The organism is Pseudoflavonifractor sp. An85, from assembly GCF_002161235.1.
Lineage (GTDB): Bacteria > Bacillota > Clostridia > Oscillospirales > Oscillospiraceae > Enterenecus.
The window spans coordinates 1-19,590 of the sequence record NZ_NFHE01000039.1; the positions used below are offsets into that span (position 1 = coordinate 1).

Here is a 19,590-nt window from a genome sequence, read left to right on the forward strand (position 1 = left end):
CCCCCGGCCCCACGGAGCAGCCCCAGCCCAGCAATGAGCCGGTGGTCACCGACAAGCCCGAGGCTTCTCAGAAGCCCGAGACCAGCCAGAAGCCCGAGGCAACCCAGAAGCCTGGGGATGTTCAGACCGGTGACTCCACCAACCTGATTCCTCTGTTCGGAGTTCTGGGCATGTGCGCTCTGGCTCTGACCGGCATGGTCGTGGCCCGTAAGCGCAAGCACTAAGATTCATTCCGCATAAAACAACCCCAGACCGGATGTCCGGTCTGGGGTTTTCCCTTGTCAAACCTGCTTGCATGTTGACAAGCGTGTTTGCACGCAAAAAAGGGCTCCGGAGCTATGGCGAAGCCCCGGAGCTGGAAAAAGGAGAAATGAAATGAAAAAGAAGAAATCACTTGTACAAGACAGATGATACCCATAAATGATTACAAATATACACCTGGAATTGTTACAAAAGAATAAATTCTTTTTCAGTGGGGCTTACCGCCGCATCAGCCGGATATCATCCCCGTAGAAGGTGAGTTCCTGGTAGGCACCCGCCAGTCGGGACACCACTTGGGGGGTGTACCGGGCAGAAATCTGCTCTATGGACAGGTTGGTGGAAATGATGGTGTGCAGCCCGGACTGGAGGCGGGTGTTCACCACCTCGTACAGGGTGGATTGGGCCAGGGGAGTGGTGAGCTCGCTGCCCAGATCGTCCAAAATCAGTAGATCGCAGTTGAGGTACCGGCGGGTGTCGTCCCGGGCCTGCCGCTCCTGGCCCAGATCCCGGGAAAATTTTCGGGCTTCAAAGGCGGAAAACAGATTGATGGCGGTGTCATACACCACCGAATGGCCCCGCCCGGACACTTCCCGGGCAATGCAGCCGGACAAAAAGGTCTTGCCCAGTCCGGTGCCGCCGGAGAAGAGCAGGTTGCGCAGGGGATAGTCGGGGAAGCGGCGGGCAAAGCCCTCGCACACCGTCACCACCCGCTTCATATTCTCCCGGGGGGAGCGGTCCACCCCCTGCCAGGGCTGGTCGGAGTACACATCCAGGCGCAGGTGGTCGAAGTTTTGCTCGTCGGTGAGGTTTAAAAGGGCGGTGAGGGCCTTCATCTGCTCCTGGGCGCACAGATCCTTGAGGCAGGCGCACATTTCGCTGCCCGCCCAGCCGGTATCTCCACACTTGGTGCAGGCGGGGGTGGCGTCCAAAGCGTCGGGCTCATAGCCCAGGGTGTGCAGCAACTCCGCCCGCTGGGCCTGGAGGGCCAGGTTGCGCCGACGAATGTCGGCAATTTCCGGGCCGTCGGCCTGAATGGGCTTGCCGGAAATGGCCAGGCTGGCCAACTCCGCCATGGTGCCCCCAATGGCCCGGTCCAGCTGCTTCAGGCGAGGCTCCCGGCGGTAGAGCTGCTGCTCCAAATCCCACCGGCGGCGCTCCCGGATCTCTTTGCGTCGGGCCAGTCGGGCCGAGGCCCGCTGGACAATGGCTGCGTCGTAGGACATTTAGTTCCCACCTTTCTCCTGCTGCTGCAAGAATTGATCCAGCCAATCGGACTGCTGCCGAATGCGGCTCTGGCTGGGCTGGTAGTTCTCCTGAGGCTTGGCCCCCTGGGTCTGGGGCTGAGCCTGGGGCTTGCTGCCCCGCTCCTGTTCCACCTGCTGGGGGGTGGTGAAGCCAGACTTCTTCCAGGACTCCAAAATTTTGTTCACATAGGGCCAATTCATCTGCCCCTTGCGGAAAATGGTGCGCTCATAGGCCAGATGGATCATCTCGTCGGAGAAGCCCCACTGGATCCAACGCTGGATGTACTCCCGCTCTCGGTCGATGGCGGGCCGCTTCTGGGTGACGCCCACGGCGGAGAGCACCCCCCATTCCCGCTGGTCGATGCTCTCTTGCCCGCGCAGGTATTCCTCCGCCCGTTCCACCGTGGTGATGCCCAGCCGTTTCCACCGGAAGGCCTCCTTTTTCACCTCGGTCATCCGGGGCAGGGGGGAGTCGGCCCCCCGTTGGCGGCGACTGGTGCGCACCACATACCCCGCCAGCATGAAAATAACCTCCACCGGCAGGGCCAGATAGTCGTAAATGGTGTACAGGCTCTTCAGGTCTGTGTCGGAAAATACCCGGCCCAGCATCCGCTCCATCTCCTGATACAGCCCGTGGAAGCTGTGTTCCCGTTCCAGTGCGTCGGCGATGTCCCCCCGGGTGTACTCCGGCGGGCGGTCATCCTGGAGGGGAGCTTTGGGGGCAGGAGCGGGCGCAGAGGTGCCGGGACAGTCCCCGGCGGCCAGCCCCATGGCGGTGAGGCGGGCAAAGGCGGCGCTGAGCCGCCCCTGGTCCCAGGAAAGCCGCTGGGCGGCCTGGTCCGGGTTGCTTCCCCCCTGGAGCAGGGCCAGGTAGAGCAGGGCGCAGTCCCCATCTCCCGCATCCACCAGCCGACGGGCGGCCTGGGCGGTCATGGACAGCACTTCATTGGGCAGCAACAGCACGGACATGGGGACACCTCCGGATTCTTTTTCGTATCCTATTCATTTTACAGGAAAATGGGACGGATGACAACTGAGAAATCCCGGAAAGGGGCCCGTCACATAAATTGTGCAAACACCGAGGCGGACACCACGGTGAGAATCCCCGCCACCGCAATGGCCAAGCTGCTCATGGCGCCCTCCACATCCCCCAGCTCCATGGCCTTGGCGGTGCCGATGGCGTGGGCGGCGTTGCCCAGGGCCAGACCCTTGGCAATGGGGTGCTTGATGCGGAACAGGGAGAACATGAAATCTCCAATGACGTTGCCCAGAATCCCTGTGACGATGATGACGGCGGTGGTGATGGCCACCACACCGCCCAGCTCCCGGGACAGCTCCATGCCAATGGCGGTGGTCACCGACTTGGGCAGCAGAGTCACATACAGCTGGTGATCCAGGCCGAAGAGCACGGACAGGGCCAGAATGCCCAGTCCACCGGCGATGATGCCCGCCCCCAGGCCGCACACAATGGCCAGCCAGTGCTCCCGCAGCAGCTTCAACTGCCGGTACAAGGGTACCGCCAGGGCCACGGTGGCGGGGGTGAGCAGGTAAGAGAGGTACTGCGCCCCGGCGTAATACTCCTCATAGGGAATGCCCAGGGCTTTGTTGAACAAAATCACGCAGACAATGGCGATGAGCAGAGGATTGAGAATGGCCACGGCAAACTTACGCCGCAGCAGCAGCCCCACCTCATATCCTGCCAAACTGACAGCCACGCCAAAAAACAGGGAATTTCCCAGGAAATCAGCCACGCTTCTCCCTCCGTTTCATGACAAATTGAGTCACATGTCCTGTGACCACCATCACCAGCACCGTGGTGAGTACCATAATGACCAGCACCGGAACGAGCACGGGCTGCAGCTGGTCCCAGCTCTCGGTAAGCCCCACCGCGGCGGGGACAAACATCACCGGCATAATGGCGATGAGAAAGTCGGCGGCGTGCTCCACCTGATCCACACGGATGAGGCCGGTACATAGGCACAAAAGCATCAGCACCAAGCCCCACACGCTGGCAGGGACGGGCAGGGGAAGCAGGGCTTTCAGCGCCTCTCCCACAAAGGCCACCAGCAGAATGATGAGAAATTGACGCAGCAACTTCAAGGGGATCCCTCCAAACGGGTGAAATTTACTTCCAAAATACTAGCTTGCCCCGGTTCATCTGTCAACCTTCAAAGTGTATAAAACCCCACCCCCTCCGCACACCTTTTCTTGCCACCATGACCCCGGTTTTCCTTGACAGGGCAGTGCTGTGAGTGTATATTTGTATTAAGCTAATAATACAAGGAGGTGGACCTATGGGTTGGAACGTATCGGACAGCGGACCCATCTGGATGCAGCTGCACCGGCAGCTCATGCAGCGCATTTCCGCCGGGATATACCCCAAAGGCAGCAAGATGCCCACGGTGCGGGAGCTGGCCTCAGAGGCTGGGGTCAACCCCAACACCATGCAGCGGGCGCTGGCCCAGCTGGAGGCGGACGGCCTGGTGGTCACCAATCGCACGGCGGGGCGCACCGTCACCGAGGACGGGGAAGTGCTGGCCCGGATGTGCCGCCAGTTGGCCCGGGAGCAGATTCAAGCCTATTTTGACGGCATGGAGCGGTTGGGCTTTACCCGCCAACAGGCGGTGGACTTTGTGCAAACCTGGAAGGAGGAAGAGAAATGAACCAAGATTTGATTGTCTGTCAGGGGTTGGGCAAGACCTTTGGCCACACCAAGGCCCTTGTGGATGTAAACTTGAACCTGGGCCGAGGCAAGCTGGTGGGCCTGCTGGGTCCCAACGGCTCGGGCAAGACCACCCTCATTAAGCTCCTGTGCGGGCTGTTGCAGCCCACCTTTGGCCAGGTGACCATCAACGGCTACACCCCCGGGGTGGAGACCAAGGCTCACGTGAGCTATCTGCCTGACCGGATGTACTTTGCCGATTGGATGAAAACCCGGGATTTGGTGGACTTTTTCACCGACTTTTACCCGGATTTTGACTGGCAGAAGGCCAACGATATGTGCAAGAGCTTGAAAATCCAGCCCACCGACCGCATCAAGTCCATGTCCAAAGGCACCAAGGAGAAGTTGCAGCTGTGCCTGGCCATGAGCCGCCAGTCCCATCTGTACCTGCTGGATGAGCCCATCGCCGGGGTGGACCCGGCGGCCCGGGACTTCATTCTCAACACCATTTTAACCAACTACAACCCCGAGGCCACGGTGATGATTTCCACACATTTGATCGGCGATGTGGAACGTGTGCTGGATGAGGTGGTGTTCCTCCACCAGGGCCGGGTGGTGCGCCACGACACCGTGGACGACATCCGCGCCCAGGAGGGCAAGAGTGTGGACGACGTGTTCCGGGATATGTTCCGGGCCGACCCCAATGGAGGTGCGTGGAATGCTTACTAAGCTGCTGAAATATGACTTTAAGTCCATGTTCAAGCTGTTTCTCCCCTTGTGGGGGGTGCTGCTGGTGGTATCTGCCATCAATCGGCTGTTTTTCGGCTCTCCCATGGACACCGACCACGTGGTGGGACTGGTCAACTCCCTGATGGTGCTGCTGTACGTACTGCTCATTGTGGCGGTGATGGTGGTGACCACGGTCATCATCATTGTCCGCTTCTACCAGGGCCTGTTGAAGGATGAGGGCTATCTCATGTTCACCATCCCTGTCCACCCCTGGCAGCTCATCACCTCCAAGCTCTTGAGCGCCCTGGTTATCTCTCTGCTCAGCTCGGTGGTGGCGGTGGTGTCGGTGATTATCATTGCCTCCTTCGACGGTATGTGGGAGGTGCTGGGCCAGGCCATGGATCTGGCGGTCCGGGAGGTGCCCAACTTTATCCCTATGGTGATTTTGTTGGTTATTTCCTTCTTTGTGGGCCTCATTTGCTCCATTTCTCAGGTGTATGCCTCCATGGCTCTGGGTCATCTGGCAGGCAGCCACCGGGTGGGCTTCTCGGTACTGGCCTTCATTGTCCTCAACATGGCCTGGTCCACCGTGAGCACCATCATCGGCCTGTTTGGATACGGGGACATCACCAGTTCCCTGGTCACCATCACTGCCGGGTCCCAGGCGACCCTCAACGTGGACGGCTTTTCCAACCTGATGCTGCTCTCCACGGTGTGGAGTATCGCTCTGAACTTGGTGCGGTGTGTGGTGCACTTTGCCCTCACCAACTACATCCTCAGCCGGAGGCTGAACCTGGAGTGATTCGTTCATTTGGGAGGAGTTACACATGAAAATAGAAATGCTGATTCTGCTGATTTTGGCGGCTTTGCTCCTGGTAGTAGAGGTATGGGCACTGCTCAACGTACGACGGGAGTGGAAGTGCGCAGAGAAAACAAATGCTACATGTGGAGAGTGGGAGGAAAAAGTTCGCCCATACCTTCGTACCATGCAGATTACCAGTGTTGCTATCGCAGTTTGTCTCATTGCGGCTGTAATTGTCCGGTAAAAAAGCCCATGTAGCAGAGAGAAAGCATGTGCCAAGCACATCAGAGAGAGGAGCGTTCCCATGCAACTGATTCTCGACCAGATTACCAAGTCCTTTGGCACCAAAGAAGTGCTGAAAGGGGCCAGTTTTACCTTTAAACAGGGGAAAATCTACGGTCTGCTGGGCCGCAACGGCTCGGGTAAAACCACCCTGTTCAACTGTCTGGCCTCGGAGTTTCCCGCCGACAGCGGCACCGTGTCCCTGGTGGACGAGTACGGGCAGACATCCACCCCCAAACAGGGGGACATCGGCTATGTGCTCTCCACCCCGGTGGTGCCGGAGTTTCTCACCGGCGTGGAGTTTGTGAAGTTCTTCCAGGAAATCACCGGGGACCAAAGCGGCCGCACCCCGGACCAGTGGTTGGAGCTGGTGGGGCTGGACCCCGACGACGGCCGACGGCTCATGCGGGGGTACTCCCACGGCATGAAGCACAAGATTCAGATGCTGTGCTTCCTCATCGGCAAGCCGCCGGTGATTTTGCTGGATGAGCCGCTGACCAGCTTTGACGTGGTGGCGGCTCTGGAGATGAAAAACCTGCTGCGGGAGATGAAAGAGGACCATATCATTCTCTTTTCCACCCACATTCTCCAGCTGGCCCAGGATTTGTGCGATGAAATTGTTCTGCTCCACCAGGGCGAGCTGGAAGGGGTGGACAACGCCAAAATCCACACCCCGGAGTTTGAGTCCTACATCGTAGACCTTCTGACCCAGGATGAGGGCGAGGAGGAGGTGGAGGCGTGAAGGTGAACAACATCTTTCTCCTCTACCGCATCCGCTCGGCCATGGCGGGCAACCAGCTCATCTACTGGCTGACCCGCATCAAGCTGCTCAACCAGGTGTTCACCGACAAGCTCTACGCGGTGGAGGATGGCAAGCTGGCGTTGTCCATGATGGTGTCCATCTACCGGGTGGTGCGGGCGCTGCTGGGTAAGGCTTTTTACCTGGCTCTCACCTGGCTGGTGCCTCTGGCCATGTCGGATATGAAGATTCTATCCCCGGACAGCTTTGTGACGTCGGTGTGGATCTTCTTCTGGCTCAGCTTTGTGGCGGGAACCATGATCCAGCCTGTGTCCATGGAGGCCTCTCAGCTGAAGTACACCTGTGTGCGTCAGATGGGAATGGACGCCACCCAGTACCAGGAAACCGAGATCCTCACCAACCATCTGGCGGCTTTTGCCGGGTTCACCCCCTTCCTGATGGTATGGGGTGGGGTTACGGGGGCAGGGGTATTCCGGGGGCTGTTGCTGTCCCTGGCTCTGGCGGCTGTACGGGTGATGGCGGAGTGGTTCCACCTATGGCTGTACGCCAAGTTCCACCTCCTGCCCAGCAGCAAGGCAATATACATTGTGGGCGTGGTGGTGTTCTGCATGGCGGCAGCCTATATACCCATGCCCTTTGGGCTGGTTCCCAACCTGGCCCAATACCTGCTCTATCCGGCCACAGTGACGCTATTGGTGGCTTTGGGCTGTATGTGCGCCCGGTACATTTCCCGCTATCCCCACCACTACCAGCTGGTGCTGGACACCTGTCAGCGGGACAAAATCCCCGGTGCAGATGCCAAAAAGAAGGCCAACAGCGCGCAGTTTGAGCAAGTAAAGCTGCGGGACAGCGATTTGGACACCAAGGCGGACTTCTCCCGCCTCCACGGCTGGAAGTACCTCCAGGCCATCTTCTTCCGTCGCCACCGGCGGATGCTCCTCAAGCCCTTCTTTGTGGTTCTGGCCATTTTGGGCGGGGTGACGGTGCTGGGATGTGGCGGCATCTTCTGGTTTATGGCACAAGGGGAGGGGGCGGAACTGGCGGAGGTGTTCTCCTATGTGACCAAGGCCCTGCCCATCTGTGTGTTCCTCCTGTACCTCATGGACAACACCGTGGGGGAGCGCATCTGCAAGGCCATGTTCTATAACTGCGACCTGGCCCTGCTGCGCTACGGCTGGTATCGGGAGCGGGACGCCATTTTGAAAAACTTTTTCCTGCGCTGGCGGATGCTGTGCGGGGTGAATCTGCTGCTGAGCGGGGCGGCGTGCGCCATGTTCATCCTCCTTACCCTTTTGGCAGGGGGACGGCCACCCATGGGGGAGTTTATCCTGTTTTTGCTGGCCCTTTTGTCCCTGGGTGTGTTTTTTGCCACCCATTCCCTGGCCATGTACTACATCTTCCAGCCCTACACCTCGGATTTGGACACCAAAAACCCCATGTTCAAGTTTTTGAATATCGCCATGTATGCGGTGTGCTGGGCGGCCTCACAGGTCAAGAGCACCCCCACCTGGTTTGCCCTGCTGGTGTTTGGGATGACGGTGGTCTACTCGGTAGTGATGCTCATTCTGGTGCTGCGCCGAGCGCCCAAGACATTCCGAGTGAAATAAAACCCTGCCGGGGAGATGTTATTTGCGTCTCCCCGGCAATTTTGTTTGCGCCTATCGTGGCTGAGTTTCAGGCTTACCAGCCGGGATTTACGCTCCGCTGGGGTCCATTTTGAGTGGCCAAAATGGACGAAAAGCCACTTAGGGGCCTTGCCCCTAAGAACCCCGCCGGGGCAAAAATCCTTTGGCGCTGGCGCAACCCAAACCGGCCCAGGGGTAAGCCGATACTCTCATGCTGCTACATCCGCTGCCGCTCAACTTCCCAGCGTGGATGGCACTTGCCCCAGAAGGATGGGGCCTGCGCGGAGCGCGTATCCCTTGCCCCAGAAGGATGGGGCCTGCGCGGAGCGCGTATCCCTTGCCTTTTGGCATCGGTTTGGATAAGATAAAGAAAATAACCTACTACAAAAGGAAGATCGCCATGAGCCTGTTTCGCTGCCCCATCTGCGCCGCTCCCTTGACCCGGGAGGGCCGCGCCTACACCTGCCCCAACCGCCACAGCTACGACGTGGCCAAGGAGGGGTACGTCCATCTGCTCCCCGCCAATCAGAAACACTCCGCAAATCCCGGGGACGACAAAGCCATGATCGCCGCCCGCACCGCCTTTTTGGACGGGGACTACTATGCCCCTCTGCGGGAGACTCTTTGCCGGGTGGTGTCCACCCACGGGGGAGAGAGTCCCAAAATTCTGGACGTGGGGTGTGGAGAGGGGTACTACACCCAGGGCCTCAGCCAGCTGCCCGGGGCCCAGATTGCTGGGGTGGACCTGTCCAAGGCGGGGCTGAAAAAGGCGGCCCGGCGGGTGAAAGAGGGGGAGTTTGCCGTGGCCTCGGTGTACCACCTGCCGGTGGCAGACGGGGCGGTGGACGTGGTGGTGGACTGCTTTGCCCCTCTGGCCCTGGAGGAATACCGCCGGGTGCTCACCCCCGGCGGACTGTTTGTGTACGTGGTGCCTGCCCCCATGCACCTGATGGAAATGAAAGGGGTGCTCTACGACACCCCCTATCCCAACCCCGAGGAGCGGGTGGAGTATGAAGGGTTCTCCTATGTGGATATCCTATCTGTGACCACCGCATTCACCCTGGACAGCCAGCCCCTCATCCAGGCCCTATTTGGTATGACCCCCTACGCCTGGAAAACCCCCAAGGCGGGGGTGGAGCGGCTGCGTGCCCTGGAGCAGCTCACCGTGACGGCGGACTTCCGGGTACACGTGTTTCGCCGGGAGGGTTGCAACAATCCCAGTTCTATGCTATGATTTCTTTATCTAACTGACATGCTAAGGAGGAAATTTCCATGTCCCAGACAAATACCATTCCCCAGCGTGACCAGATCCCCGTGGAGGAGACCTGGAACCTTGCCGATCTATACGCTGACGACGCCGCCTGGCAGGCGGAGTTTGAGGTAGCCCAGACCTACCCCGCCAAGCTGTCCGCCTACGCCGGTCGGCTGGGGGAGAGCGGCGCCACCCTGCTGGAGTACTTCACCCTGTCCCAGGAGGCCTCCGTTCTCCTGCTCAACCTGGCCAACTACGCCTTCCGGAAGGGAGACCAGGACACCCGCGTGGCCCAGTATCAGGCCATGGGGGGCAAAATCAGCTCCCTGGCCGTGGAGATCAACGGAGCCATGTCCTTTGAGACCCCTGAAATTCTCTCCATTGATGGGGATAAGCTGGAGCGCTTTATGAAGGAGGAGCCGGGCCTGGAGCTGTACCGCCGCTACCTGACCATCATTCAGGATCAGAAGGCCCACGTGCTCTCCGACGCCGAGGAGAAGCTGCTGGCTGCGGTGGGAGATCTGGCCCACGCCCCCGAGGATATTTTCGGCAAGCTCACCGACGCCGACCTCACCTTCCCCTCTGCCACCGATGGCGAGGGCAAGGAAGTACCCCTGTCCAACGGCGCCTTTGTACCCACCCAGATGAGCGAGGACCGGGTGCTGCGGAAAAACGCTTTTGAGACCTTCTACGGGGTGTATGGCAGCGTGCGCAACACCGCCGCCGCCGTTTTGAACGCCGAAGCCAAGCAGCGCCAGTTCTACGCCAACGCCCGCAAGTACCCCTCCGCTCTGGCCGCCGCTGTGGCTGGCACCCGGGTGCCGGAGAGCGTGTACCACAACCTCATTGCCACAGTGAACGCCAACCTGGACAAGATGCACCGCTACATCCGTCTGCGCAAGAAGCTGCTGGGTGTGGATGAGCTGCACATGTACGACATCTACGCCCCCATGGTGTCCGGCGGGGAGAAGGTCATTTCCTATGAGCAGGCCAAGGATACCGTGTTTGACGCTCTGGCCCCCATGGGCGAGCGCTACCGGGCCATCATCCGGGAGGGCTTTGACAACCGCTGGATCGACGTGCGGGAGAACGTGGGCAAGCGTTCCGGCGCTTACTCCGCCGGCGCTCTGTGCCACCCCTACGTGCTCTTGAACCACAAGGACAATTTGGAGAGCATGTTCACCCTGGCCCACGAAATGGGCCACGCCGCTCACTCCTACCTGTCCAACCGCACCCAGGAGCCGGTGTACCGGGACTATGTGATCTTCGTGGCCGAGGTGGCCTCCACCTGCAACGAGGCCCTGCTCATGGAGTATTTGCTCCAGCGTACCACCGACCGGAAAGAGCGCGCCGCCCTCATCAACCACTTCCTGGAGCAGTTCAAGGGTACCCTGTACCGCCAGACCATGTTCGCCGAGTTCGAGCTGCGTATGGGCCAGCTGTGCGCCCAGGGCGAGCCTCTCACCGCCGACCTGCTCTCTGCCGAGTATAAGGCCCTCAATGAGAAGTACTACGGCCCCGACATGGTTTCCGACGACGAGATCGCCCTGGAGTGGGCTCGCATCCCCCACTTCTACTACAACTACTATGTGTACCAGTACGCCACCGGCTACTCCGCCGCCATCGCCCTGTCCCGCCGCATCTTGAAGGGCGAGGAGGGGGCCGTGGAGGACTACCTGGGCTTCCTGTCCGGTGGCTGCTCCAAGGACCCCATCGACCTTTTGAAGGGCGCAGGCGTGGACATGTCCTCTCCCGCCCCCATCCAGGACGCTCTGGATCTGTTCGGCACTCTGCTGGACGAAATGGAGAAGCTTATGGAGGAGTAATTCCCCTATACGAAACAACAAGGCCAGACACGGCAACCCCGTGTCTGGCCTTGTTGTCTATTGGGAAAGGGATCATTTTAGCAATTTCAGCAGGGGCGCGCCGTGGGTGATGGCACCTTCTGTTACCAGTTCCACCCCGCCGAAGTCGTCGGCGTTGATGACCACTATAGCAGTGGTGGCGGGGTGACCGGCGGCACGGATGTCTGCCAAGGAGAAGGTCATCAGGGGCTGACCGGCCTGGATGCTCTGGCCCTCCTGCACCAGGCAGGTGAAGCCCTGCCCGCCCATGGCCACGGTGTCCATACCCACGTGGATGAGCAGCTCGATGCCGTCCGCGCTGGCCAGACCCAAAGCGTGCTTGGTGTCGGTGGTCTGAATCACCGTGCCGTCAAAGGGGGCGTACACCGTCTCTTCGGTGGGCTCCAACCCGCAGCCCTGGCCCAAAATGCCCTGGTTGAACACCGGGTCGGGAATCTCCGCCATTTTCATGGCAGTGCCGGTGAAGGGGGTGCATACGGTCAGGGGCTGCGCCTGGGCCTCAATGTCCGGGGCAGCGGCCTTGGCTTTGCCGCCAAACAATTTATCTAACATACCCATGGAAATGCCTCCTTGTTTAGTCCAGATCCTCGCCGTTGGAGGCAATGACTTTTTTGTACCAGTAGAAGGAGTCCTTCTTGTAGCGCTGGAAGGTGCCATTGCCCTGGTCGTCCACATCCACATAGATAAAGCCATATCGCTTGGACATCTCGCCGGTGGACAGAGAGACCAAGTCGATGCACCCCCAAGGGGTATAGGCGATGACATCCACACCGTCGGCAAGGGCCTCTTGGATCTGTTGGATGTGGGAACGGAGATAATCCACCCGGTAACTGTCGTGAACGGCGCCATGTTCCAGCTGATCCACCGCGCCAAGCCCATTTTCCACGATCATCATGGGCAGGTGATAGCGGGCATACAGATCGTTGAGCAGGTAGCGCAAGCCCTTGGGGTCAATTTGCCAGCCCCAGTCAGAGGCGGGAATATAGGGGTTGCGCACGCCAATGACGGCGTTTCCGTTGGCTTCCTCCACTTTGGGGTCTGTGGTGGAGCAGGTGGACATGTAGTAGGAGAAGGAGTAAAAATCCACCTTGCCCTCCTGGAGAATTTGAGCGTCACCGGGCTCCATGTGAAGCTGAATGCCCATCTCCTGGAACATCCGCTGGGCAAAGAAGGGGTATGCGCCCAGGGCCTGCACGTCGCCGCAGAAGTAATTCATGCGCATGTCCTTTTGGGCCTTCAACGCGTCGTCAGGGTTGGGGGTATAGGGGTAGAACACACCGCCTGCCACCATGCAGCCCACTTGATAGTCTGGGTCAATTTCGTGGGCCAGTTTGACGGCTTTGGCCGAGGCGATGAACTGATGGTGCAGGGCCTGGAAACGGGCTTGCATCAGGTCCAAGTCCTTCACATCGCCAGGGCCTTTGTTGGGGCCGTCGGGGGTTTTCAGACCCAGAGACAAGATATCTCCGATGCCCATTTGACCGGCGTTGATCTCGTTGAAAGTCAGCCAGTATTTAACAAGCCCCTTGTACTCGGTAAACACCGTGCGGCAGTAGTTCTGGAAAAAGTCCACACATTTCCGGTTGAGCCAACCACCATAGGCGTCGGACAGATGATAGGGCACCTCATAGTGGTGGAGGGTGACCAGGGGCTCAATGTTGTACTTCCGAAGCTCCAAAAAGACCTTTCGGTAGAACTCGATGCCCTCTGGATTGGGCTGCGCATCGTCGCCGTTGGGATAAATGCGGGTCCAGTTGATGGACATGCGGAACATTTTAAAGCCCATTTCTGCAAACAGGGCGATATCTTCCTTGTAATGGTGATAAAAATCAACGGCGCGGTGGCTGGGATAGTAGACGTTGGGGTCTAAGACGTTGGTGTACATCCGGGGTGCTTTGCGGGAACCGGCTGTCATGTGGTCGCAGACACTTTCCCCTTTGCCGCCCTCTCGATAGCCGCCCTCAAATTGATTGGCAGCCGTGGCGCCGCCCCAATAAAAATTCTTCGGAAATGTGTGTTGCATAAAATACCTCCTGTATGATGGCTCGTGTGGTTACGAAAGGGGGGCGGTGGGCTCAGTCCTCACCGAACCCGCCCAAAACATAGGTCAGAATGGTGGCAACAGCGAAGCCAATGACACAGCTGATGATGTAGTTGACGGTGTTTGCAGTGCCGCCCGCCACAAAGCCCAGTACCGACAAGAAGTTGGTTGCGCCCAGCATGTAGCACTTGACGTGGGTAATGCCAAGGTACAAAGAACCTAGGAAACCACCGGCAGCCAGAGCGATCAAAGGCTTTTTATACTTGATGCCGATGCCGTACAGAGAGGGCTCGGTGATACCGCCCAGAATACCAGAGATGAAGTAGCCAAAGGCCAGAGCGCGGTTCTGCTTTACTTTGAGTTTCAGGAAGGCGCCAAAGGCAATGCCCCAGGCGGTGCAGTTGGCCACACATCCGGCGGTGATGATAAAGTCCTCATAGCCCAAGGTGAAGAAGGTGGTCAAGGCTGCGGCCAGAATCACACCATGCATACCGGTCATAACAATGAAGGCGTAGAGACCGCCCACTACGGCAGTGGCCAGGAAACCGCCCTTGGCCTGGAAGGCGATGAGTGCGTTGCCGATAATGGTGCCTACATAGCTGCCCAGAGGTGCGCAGACGCAGAACATCACGGGAACCATGATGACCATGGTCAGGAACGGAGTGAAGATGGTGGAAAGGGTGGTGGGGACAATCTTTTTGAAGAACTTTTCCACATAGCTCATAATCCAAACACCCAGCAGGACCGGGAGCAGGGACTGGGAATAATCGGCCACGGGAGCGGGGAAGAGGTTGTAAATCTTCAGCGTCTCCACGGTGCCGTTCAGAGCCACAAAGTCGGGAACCAGCAAAATGCAGCCCAACATAATGCCCAGCATACCGTTGGCGCCCAAGCGTTTTGCAGCTGCCTGACCTAAGTACACGGGCAGGAAATAATAAAAGGCGTCATACAGAAAATCCAGGAGAATATACGTATCGCTGCTGGTGTCAATGAGTTTCAGCATATCCGGGCCCAAGATCACCAAAATAGTCTTGAACATTCCGGCGGCAATCATAACAGGAATCAGCTGTGTCATAGACCCGGACAGGTAGTTCATGATATTGTTCCCGATTTTCTTGGCCGTCAGCTTTTCCTTGGGCTTGTCCAGATTTTCGTCCAGGGCGGACTTGGTGGAAAATTCGCCCAGCTTGCACACTTCGGCGTACACCTTGGGCACATTCTGGCCAATGATGACCTGATACTGTCCACCGGCTACCATCACGCCGGCCACCCCGGGGATGTTCTTGATTTCATCCTCTTTGGGGATGCTGGCATCCTTCAGGTTGAAGCGCAGTCTGGTCATGCAGTGGGTGACCATGCTTACATTTTCTTTGCCGCCCACCGCGGCCAAAACGTCAGCGGCAATTTTCTTGTTGTCGATTGCCATAACAAAATTCCCTCCATGTTTCTCATTTTAGCAAATAAAAACCTCCAGCGACACAATACCGCCCTGCAGTGCGGTGTTGTCGCTGGAGGTAATGCCCAAAACTAAATTCGGTTACAATCCTCGGTTGGCGCAAACGCGATTGACATGTAAAATCAGGTAAAGCTGCTCTTCGTCGGTGACATCAAAACCGTGTTGAGCGTGTAGATAGTGCGCAATTTTGTCCACACAGGCGGTGGCTTCCGGGTACTCCTCCCGCAGGGAGGTGTAGATATCCTGGTTGATGCTATCAATGCCTTTTCCGCTGTTCAGCCGCTCCAGCAGATACTGCACGTGGGTGGCGTAGCGGGTATAGTTAAAGGTCGAGGTGTCAATACGCACCCCCATCTCCTGTTCGATGATGTGAGTGATGGCATCCAAAATGGCCTCGCTGTCTGCCATGGCCTGGGTGTCCGGCTCAGACTCGGAGTAGACCCTGGCGTTGATGAAGGCCATGGCGATGCCGGAGGCCTCATCCTTGGGAAGGCGGACTTTGAACCGATTGTAAATGCTGTCCACCGTTTTGCGGGCCAGTTCGATTTCCTGGGGGTACATCTGCTCCAAGTCATAGGCCAGGGGCATTTTGACGTAAATGCCCTTCTTGGTGCGTTCCATGGCAAAGGAGATGTGGTCGGACAGGGTGAGCAAGAGATTGGGGCTCAGGGAGTACGGCAGGGTACCCCGGGCCATATCCACCACCGCAGATGTAAATTCCACCACATCGCTGGGCAGCGTTTGGAGCATGCCCATGTATTCGGGGCTGATATCGTAGAAGGTTCGCTCAATCTTCTCCAAACTGGAGAGCGCATAGGGCATGGAAGGGAATCCGATGCCTCGCCCGAAGGCAATGAGCTCTCTGCCGTTGTCGTCCAGACAAACCGCCACGTTGTTGTTGACTTTTTTGATGACCTGCACGACAAGCACCCCCTCCCAGAACGGAACAACAAAAAACTCCTTGGAAACCATACACTTTGCCTATAGCAAAGGTGATGCCTCCCAAAGAGTAACAATCCCTATGCGCTGAGTATAGCATAGGCAGGTTTTTGATGTCAACAACGCAGTTTAGACAAGAATCCAGATTCAATTTGGTGTATATCGACGAAGAAGGGCGGGGGACCCTCCGCGTGCCCTGAGCGTGTTGCGGACAGAGGAAAACGGGCCAGACCGGGAAGGTCTCCCAGTCTGGCCCTACATGGTTGAATGCCCTTGGCTGGTGGGCGGCCTGTGGTGTCAAAGTGCCAACCATCAGAACCCGTATCCGGCTCGGTCGTTGACCACGATGCCGCTGTACTGCTCCAGCACCATGTCATAGTACACGCCCACAGACCACCAACAGTCCATATCTGCGGCCACACTGGTCATCACCAGCACCACCTGACGCTGGGTGGTCACCAGCTGCACGTGGAAGTCAATTTTCTGGGCGGCGGAGGAAATGGCCGCCAGCTGCTCCTGGACGCTTTGCTCCGATGTCACAGAGATCATTTCCTGCACCGTCTGGATGGGGGTGATGACGTTTTCCATGGCGCCCATGGCGTACCACTCATAGTCCAGGGGGCGTGTGGAGTCAGGAAAGGATGTGGCTTGGAGTTGGTTCCACACCTGCAAAATCAGATCCTCCAGCTCGCTGTCCTGACCGGCGGCAAACATGCGGCACACATCCTGCTGCACGGTGGACAGGGCAGCTTCCTTTTGGGTGCGGGTGGGCAGCTCTCCGGTGGAGTAGGCCACCCAGCTCATGCCAAAATCCTGATAGTCTTTGCCGAAGGCCACGTCCATCAGGGCGGACTGTCCATCCTGGGTGGTCACAGGGCATTCCGTCCAGTACCCGGAATAGTTGCGGATCTGGCCGTTGTTCACGGAATATTCCATGCCGTAAAAGCCAAAAATGGAGGGAATTACATCAATGTTCCACCGGTACCAGTCCATCCGTTCTTGGATCATGGTCTCCGAAATGTTGCTTTCAAAGGATTCCTGGTCATAGACCGTCCAGGGATAGAAGGTCACTTCATCTACACTCTGGCCCAAAATGGAGGGGATGGACGGGGTGTCCTGCTCCACCATTTCTCCCGCCTGGGGGGCCACCACCAAGCGGGCGGCCAGCCCCACAACGGTGCCTCCTGCCAGGAGGATGAGGGCGGCGCACACCCCAAAGAGCCAGGGGCGGTGTTTGACGTTATGCATGGGGGTTCACCTCCTGACACAGGGGGAAGGTGAGGGTTACTTGGGTGCCTTCCCCCAGCTGACTGGAAAATTCCATGGTGCCCTGGTGGGCGGTGACAATAGCCTGACACAGGGCCAGACCCAGACCGGCGCCGCCAGCCTTGCGGCTGCGGCTCTTGTCCACCATGTAGAAGGGCTGACAGATTTTGTCCAGCTCCTGGGGCGGAATGCCACGGCCCCAGTCCTGGACGCGAATGACCACTTGCTGGCCCTCCACCTGGGCGGAGAAAGCCAGCCGGCCCCCGGCGGGGCTGGCCTTGCGGGCGTTGTCCAACAGATTGTACAGCAGGGATTTGAACAGCTCCACATCCATCTTCAAGAAGGTGGGCGGGCAGTCGCAGGACAGGGATAGTTTGGTTTGCTCCAGCAGCGGCTCCAAGCTTACCGCCACCTCCTGCACGATTTGGCTCAGATCGGCGGGGACAAAGGTGAGGTTGACGCTGCCCAGGGTCATCAGCTCCATGAGCTTGGCGGACAGGGAGCGCAGCCGCCGCGCCTCGTCCAGAATGATGCAGGAATACTCCACCCGCTGCTCCTCGGATACCTCCCGGGGGAGATAGAGCAAGTCTGCGTAGCCCATAATGCTGGTCAAGGGGGTTTTCATCTCGTGGGCCAGGTTGGCCACAAATACCCGCCGCTCCTCTGCCACCTGTTCCAGCTGCTCCACCCGTTCCTGGACCGCTTGGGCCAGGACGTTCATATCCTGAGCCAGATCGGCCAGCTCGTCTTTGCTGCGCACGTCCAGCCGCTGGGTGTAGTTGCCCCCGGCGATGGAGCGTGCGTTTTCCCGCAGGGCCCCCAGCGGTTTGAGCAGCCGCCGCACCAACAGCAACAGTCCACCGGCGGCCAGCAGGCTCATGCCCAAGCTCAGCCCCACCGCCCGCAGAGCCTGGAGGTTGAGCTGCTGCTGCAAGTCGCCCACGGCGTAGGCGGCCACCAGACGGTATTGGCCCGACTCCAGGGTCAGGGGCATGGCGCAGGTGAGATACCACTCTCTCGCCTCGTCCCCGGCCTGGAGCTGGCACTGGGTCAGACCCTCATCGGTGGCCTGGGGCGGGGTGACTCCGGCGGGAAGTTGGTTCCACAGCGCTTTTTCCTCCTGGTCCAACAGCATCAGCCCCGCCAGATAGTCGTCGGTGGTCTGCTGCTCCAGCAGCTGCACCGCCGCCTGACGGGTCTGTTCTTCCTGGAGCAGCACCACGCCCTGGCGCAGCCGCTGGCTCACCACTCCGGTCTGGAGAATACCGGCCAGATACTGGTGCTGGGTGATGGCACGCTGTTGCTCCCGCTGCCACAGGGCGTCCCGGGTGGAGCGCAGCAGCAGCACCGAGGACAGGGCGGTGATGGACACCATGAGAGCCAGGGTGGAGAGAAAAATTTTCTGCCACAGTTTCATGGGTGCCGCTCCAGACGATAGCCAATGCGGGGCAGGGTCACCAGATGTTGGGACAGGCCCAGCTTTTGGCGCAGCCGCTGCACATGGATGTCCACGGTGCGGCTCTCGCCTTGAAATTCATAGCCCCACACCATGGACAACAGCCGTTCCCGGCTCAGGGCCAAGTCCTGGTGCTGGAGAAAGACCCTCAGCAGCTCAAACTCCTTGGGAGCCAGGGGCACCACCTGGCCGTTGAGGGTGACGGTGTGGCTGTCCAGATTTTGCACAATGGGGCCGTAGGTGAGCACCTGACTGCCGCCGCCCCGGCGACGCAGCACCACTTCCACCCGAGCCAGCAGCTCCAGGGCCTCAAAGGGCTTGGCGATGTAGTCCTCCGCCCCCAGGCGCAGGCCCCGTACCTTATCCCCCACTTGCTGCATGGCCGACAGGAAAATCACCGGCACGCCCGAGCTGCGCACCTGCTCCATCACCTGAAATCCGTCCAGCCCTGGGAGCATGATATCCAACAACACCAGGTCGTACACCGCCGGATCCACCTGCTCCACGGCCTTCGCCCCATCGGCGCAGATGTGGCAGGTGTAGCCGGCCATTTCCAGGGTGGCGGCGATCATCCGGGAGATGTTCTCCTCGTCTTCCACAATCAAAATATGTGCCATGACGGCCCTCCTCTCTACAATCCCATCCGTTTCTTTCATCTTATCACACCCCTGCATGCATGTCAGCAAGGAGTTGTATCCAACTTGTAACGACAAAATACTCCGGGGCCAGGCAATCGCCTGGCCCCGGAGCGGAGGAAAGGGGGAATGAAGAATGGTTGATTTACTTCTTGTGCTTACGGGAGTGGTTGACGGTGACAATTACCACAGCCAGGAGAATCACCGCACCGGCCAGAACCACCACGTACATCATCAGATTGCTCTGGTCGCCGGTGGACACATCGCCGCCGCCACTACCGCCAGGAGCGGGGGTGGGGGAGGGAATCTGGCTGG

Annotated in this window: 20 protein-coding genes; 9 read left to right on the forward strand and 11 right to left on the reverse strand. The window is 58.9% G+C overall.

Annotated features, from left to right (window positions below):
- A partial coding sequence (locus B5G37_RS12835) for an LPXTG cell wall anchor domain-containing protein (protein ID WP_143482951.1) occupies positions 1-224 on the forward strand: 224 nt, incomplete at its 5' end.
- A gap of 255 nt (positions 225-479) precedes the next feature.
- Here B5G37_RS12835 and B5G37_RS12840 read toward each other — a convergent pair.
- The 4 genes from B5G37_RS12840 to B5G37_RS12855 form a co-directional block, all read right to left on the reverse strand.
- Positions 480-1,484 (reverse strand): ATP-binding protein, encoded by a 1,005-nt coding sequence (locus B5G37_RS12840; RefSeq protein ID WP_087258328.1) that lies wholly within the window; start codon positions 1,482-1,484, stop codon positions 480-482.
- Complete coding sequence (locus B5G37_RS12845; protein ID WP_087258331.1) at positions 1,485-2,474, reverse strand: DnaD domain protein; 990 nt, start codon at positions 2,472-2,474, stop codon at positions 1,485-1,487.
- Positions 2,475-2,563: 89 nt separating this feature from the next.
- Positions 2,564-3,256: an LrgB family protein gene (locus B5G37_RS12850; protein ID WP_087258333.1), complete on the reverse strand. Its 693-nt coding sequence runs from the start codon at positions 3,254-3,256 to the stop codon at positions 2,564-2,566.
- On the reverse strand, positions 3,249-3,605 hold the full coding sequence (locus tag B5G37_RS12855; RefSeq protein WP_087258336.1) for a CidA/LrgA family protein: 357 nt from the start codon (positions 3,603-3,605) through the stop codon (positions 3,249-3,251). Before B5G37_RS12855 ends, B5G37_RS12850 begins: the two co-directional genes overlap by 8 nt.
- Before the next feature lie 194 nt (positions 3,606-3,799).
- Here B5G37_RS12855 and B5G37_RS12860 point away from each other — a divergent pair, with 194 nt between their 5' ends.
- From B5G37_RS12860 to pepF, 8 genes are all read left to right on the forward strand, one after another.
- Complete coding sequence (locus B5G37_RS12860; RefSeq protein ID WP_087258339.1) at positions 3,800-4,168, forward strand: GntR family transcriptional regulator; 369 nt, start codon at positions 3,800-3,802, stop codon at positions 4,166-4,168.
- Positions 4,165-4,896 carry an ABC transporter ATP-binding protein gene (locus B5G37_RS12865; protein ID WP_087258342.1) on the forward strand — a complete coding sequence of 244 codons (732 nt, stop codon included), beginning with the start codon at positions 4,165-4,167 and terminating at the stop codon, positions 4,894-4,896. Before B5G37_RS12860 ends, B5G37_RS12865 begins: the two co-directional genes overlap by 4 nt.
- A complete protein-coding gene (locus tag B5G37_RS12870) occupies positions 4,886-5,698 on the forward strand; it encodes a hypothetical protein (RefSeq protein ID WP_087258344.1) in 813 nt (270 codons plus the stop codon). The genes B5G37_RS12865 and B5G37_RS12870 overlap by 11 nt, the downstream gene beginning before the upstream one ends.
- A gap of 25 nt (positions 5,699-5,723) precedes the next feature.
- Entirely contained in the window at positions 5,724-5,942 is a 219-nt protein-coding gene (locus B5G37_RS12875; protein ID WP_087258347.1) for a hypothetical protein, read from the forward strand.
- Positions 5,943-6,002: 60 nt separating this feature from the next.
- Positions 6,003-6,722, forward strand: coding sequence for an ABC transporter ATP-binding protein (locus B5G37_RS12880; RefSeq protein ID WP_087258350.1), 720 nt, complete (start codon positions 6,003-6,005; stop codon positions 6,720-6,722).
- On the forward strand, positions 6,719-8,347 hold the full coding sequence (locus tag B5G37_RS12885) for a hypothetical protein (protein WP_087258353.1): 1,629 nt from the start codon (positions 6,719-6,721) through the stop codon (positions 8,345-8,347). Before B5G37_RS12880 ends, B5G37_RS12885 begins: the two co-directional genes overlap by 4 nt.
- 418 nt (positions 8,348-8,765) lie before the next feature.
- A complete protein-coding gene (locus B5G37_RS12890) occupies positions 8,766-9,599 on the forward strand; it encodes a putative RNA methyltransferase (RefSeq protein ID WP_087258356.1) in 834 nt (277 codons plus the stop codon).
- Positions 9,600-9,637: 38 nt separating this feature from the next.
- A complete protein-coding gene (pepF, locus tag B5G37_RS12895; RefSeq protein WP_087258359.1) occupies positions 9,638-11,443 on the forward strand; it encodes an oligoendopeptidase F in 1,806 nt (601 codons plus the stop codon).
- A gap of 72 nt (positions 11,444-11,515) precedes the next feature.
- On the opposite strand, the gene B5G37_RS12900 is transcribed toward pepF, so the two are convergent.
- The 7 genes from B5G37_RS12900 to B5G37_RS12930 all read right to left on the reverse strand — a co-directional run bounded on the left by B5G37_RS12900 (position 11,516) and on the right by B5G37_RS12930 (position 19,257).
- Positions 11,516-12,040 carry a PTS glucose transporter subunit IIA gene (locus tag B5G37_RS12900; RefSeq protein WP_087258362.1) on the reverse strand — a complete coding sequence of 175 codons (525 nt, stop codon included), beginning with the start codon at positions 12,038-12,040 and terminating at the stop codon, positions 11,516-11,518.
- Between the two features lie 16 nt (positions 12,041-12,056).
- Positions 12,057-13,505 carry a 6-phospho-beta-glucosidase gene (gene ascB, locus B5G37_RS12905; protein WP_087258366.1) on the reverse strand — a complete coding sequence of 483 codons (1,449 nt, stop codon included), beginning with the start codon at positions 13,503-13,505 and terminating at the stop codon, positions 12,057-12,059.
- 52 nt (positions 13,506-13,557) lie between these two features.
- Positions 13,558-14,949: a PTS transporter subunit EIIC gene (locus B5G37_RS12910; RefSeq protein WP_087258369.1), complete on the reverse strand. Its 1,392-nt coding sequence runs from the start codon at positions 14,947-14,949 to the stop codon at positions 13,558-13,560.
- Between the two features lie 111 nt (positions 14,950-15,060).
- Positions 15,061-15,900, reverse strand: a complete 840-nt coding sequence (locus B5G37_RS12915) for a PRD domain-containing protein (RefSeq protein WP_158099423.1) — start codon at positions 15,898-15,900, stop codon at positions 15,061-15,063.
- Positions 15,901-16,230: 330 nt separating this feature from the next.
- Positions 16,231-17,166, reverse strand: a complete 936-nt coding sequence (locus tag B5G37_RS12920; RefSeq protein ID WP_087258375.1) for a hypothetical protein — start codon at positions 17,164-17,166, stop codon at positions 16,231-16,233.
- Positions 17,159-18,601, reverse strand: a complete 1,443-nt coding sequence (locus tag B5G37_RS12925) for a HAMP domain-containing sensor histidine kinase (RefSeq protein ID WP_087258378.1) — start codon at positions 18,599-18,601, stop codon at positions 17,159-17,161. Before B5G37_RS12925 ends, B5G37_RS12920 begins: the two co-directional genes overlap by 8 nt.
- A complete protein-coding gene (locus tag B5G37_RS12930; protein WP_087258381.1) occupies positions 18,598-19,257 on the reverse strand; it encodes a response regulator transcription factor in 660 nt (219 codons plus the stop codon). The genes B5G37_RS12925 and B5G37_RS12930 overlap by 4 nt, the downstream gene beginning before the upstream one ends.
- Between the last annotated feature and the right edge of the window lie 333 nt (positions 19,258-19,590).

Excerpts from the sequence above, each read along its gene's own strand:
- pepF (WP_087258359.1), top strand. The coding sequence starts at position 9,638 with ATGTCCCAGACAAATACCATTCCCCAGCGTGACCAGATCCCCGTGGAG.
- B5G37_RS12930 (WP_087258381.1), bottom strand. The coding sequence starts at position 19,257 with ATGGCACATATTTTGATTGTGGAAGACGAGGAGAACATCTCCCGGATG.
- B5G37_RS12845 (WP_087258331.1), bottom strand. The coding sequence starts at position 2,474 with ATGTCCGTGCTGTTGCTGCCCAATGAAGTGCTGTCCATGACCGCCCAG.
- B5G37_RS12865 (WP_087258342.1), top strand. The coding sequence starts at position 4,165 with ATGAACCAAGATTTGATTGTCTGTCAGGGGTTGGGCAAGACCTTTGGC.
- B5G37_RS12860 (WP_087258339.1), top strand. The coding sequence starts at position 3,800 with ATGGGTTGGAACGTATCGGACAGCGGACCCATCTGGATGCAGCTGCAC.
- ascB (WP_087258366.1), bottom strand. The coding sequence starts at position 13,505 with ATGCAACACACATTTCCGAAGAATTTTTATTGGGGCGGCGCCACGGCT.
- B5G37_RS12910 (WP_087258369.1), bottom strand. The coding sequence starts at position 14,949 with ATGGCAATCGACAACAAGAAAATTGCCGCTGACGTTTTGGCCGCGGTG.
- B5G37_RS12925 (WP_087258378.1), bottom strand. The coding sequence starts at position 18,601 with ATGAAACTGTGGCAGAAAATTTTTCTCTCCACCCTGGCTCTCATGGTG.
- B5G37_RS12840 (WP_087258328.1), bottom strand. The coding sequence starts at position 1,484 with ATGTCCTACGACGCAGCCATTGTCCAGCGGGCCTCGGCCCGACTGGCC.
- B5G37_RS12900 (WP_087258362.1), bottom strand. The coding sequence starts at position 12,040 with ATGGGTATGTTAGATAAATTGTTTGGCGGCAAAGCCAAGGCCGCTGCC.
- B5G37_RS12920 (WP_087258375.1), bottom strand. The coding sequence starts at position 17,166 with ATGCATAACGTCAAACACCGCCCCTGGCTCTTTGGGGTGTGCGCCGCC.
- B5G37_RS12870 (WP_087258344.1), top strand. The coding sequence starts at position 4,886 with ATGCTTACTAAGCTGCTGAAATATGACTTTAAGTCCATGTTCAAGCTG.
- B5G37_RS12880 (WP_087258350.1), top strand. The coding sequence starts at position 6,003 with ATGCAACTGATTCTCGACCAGATTACCAAGTCCTTTGGCACCAAAGAA.
- B5G37_RS12875 (WP_087258347.1), top strand. The coding sequence starts at position 5,724 with ATGAAAATAGAAATGCTGATTCTGCTGATTTTGGCGGCTTTGCTCCTG.
- B5G37_RS12890 (WP_087258356.1), top strand. The coding sequence starts at position 8,766 with ATGAGCCTGTTTCGCTGCCCCATCTGCGCCGCTCCCTTGACCCGGGAG.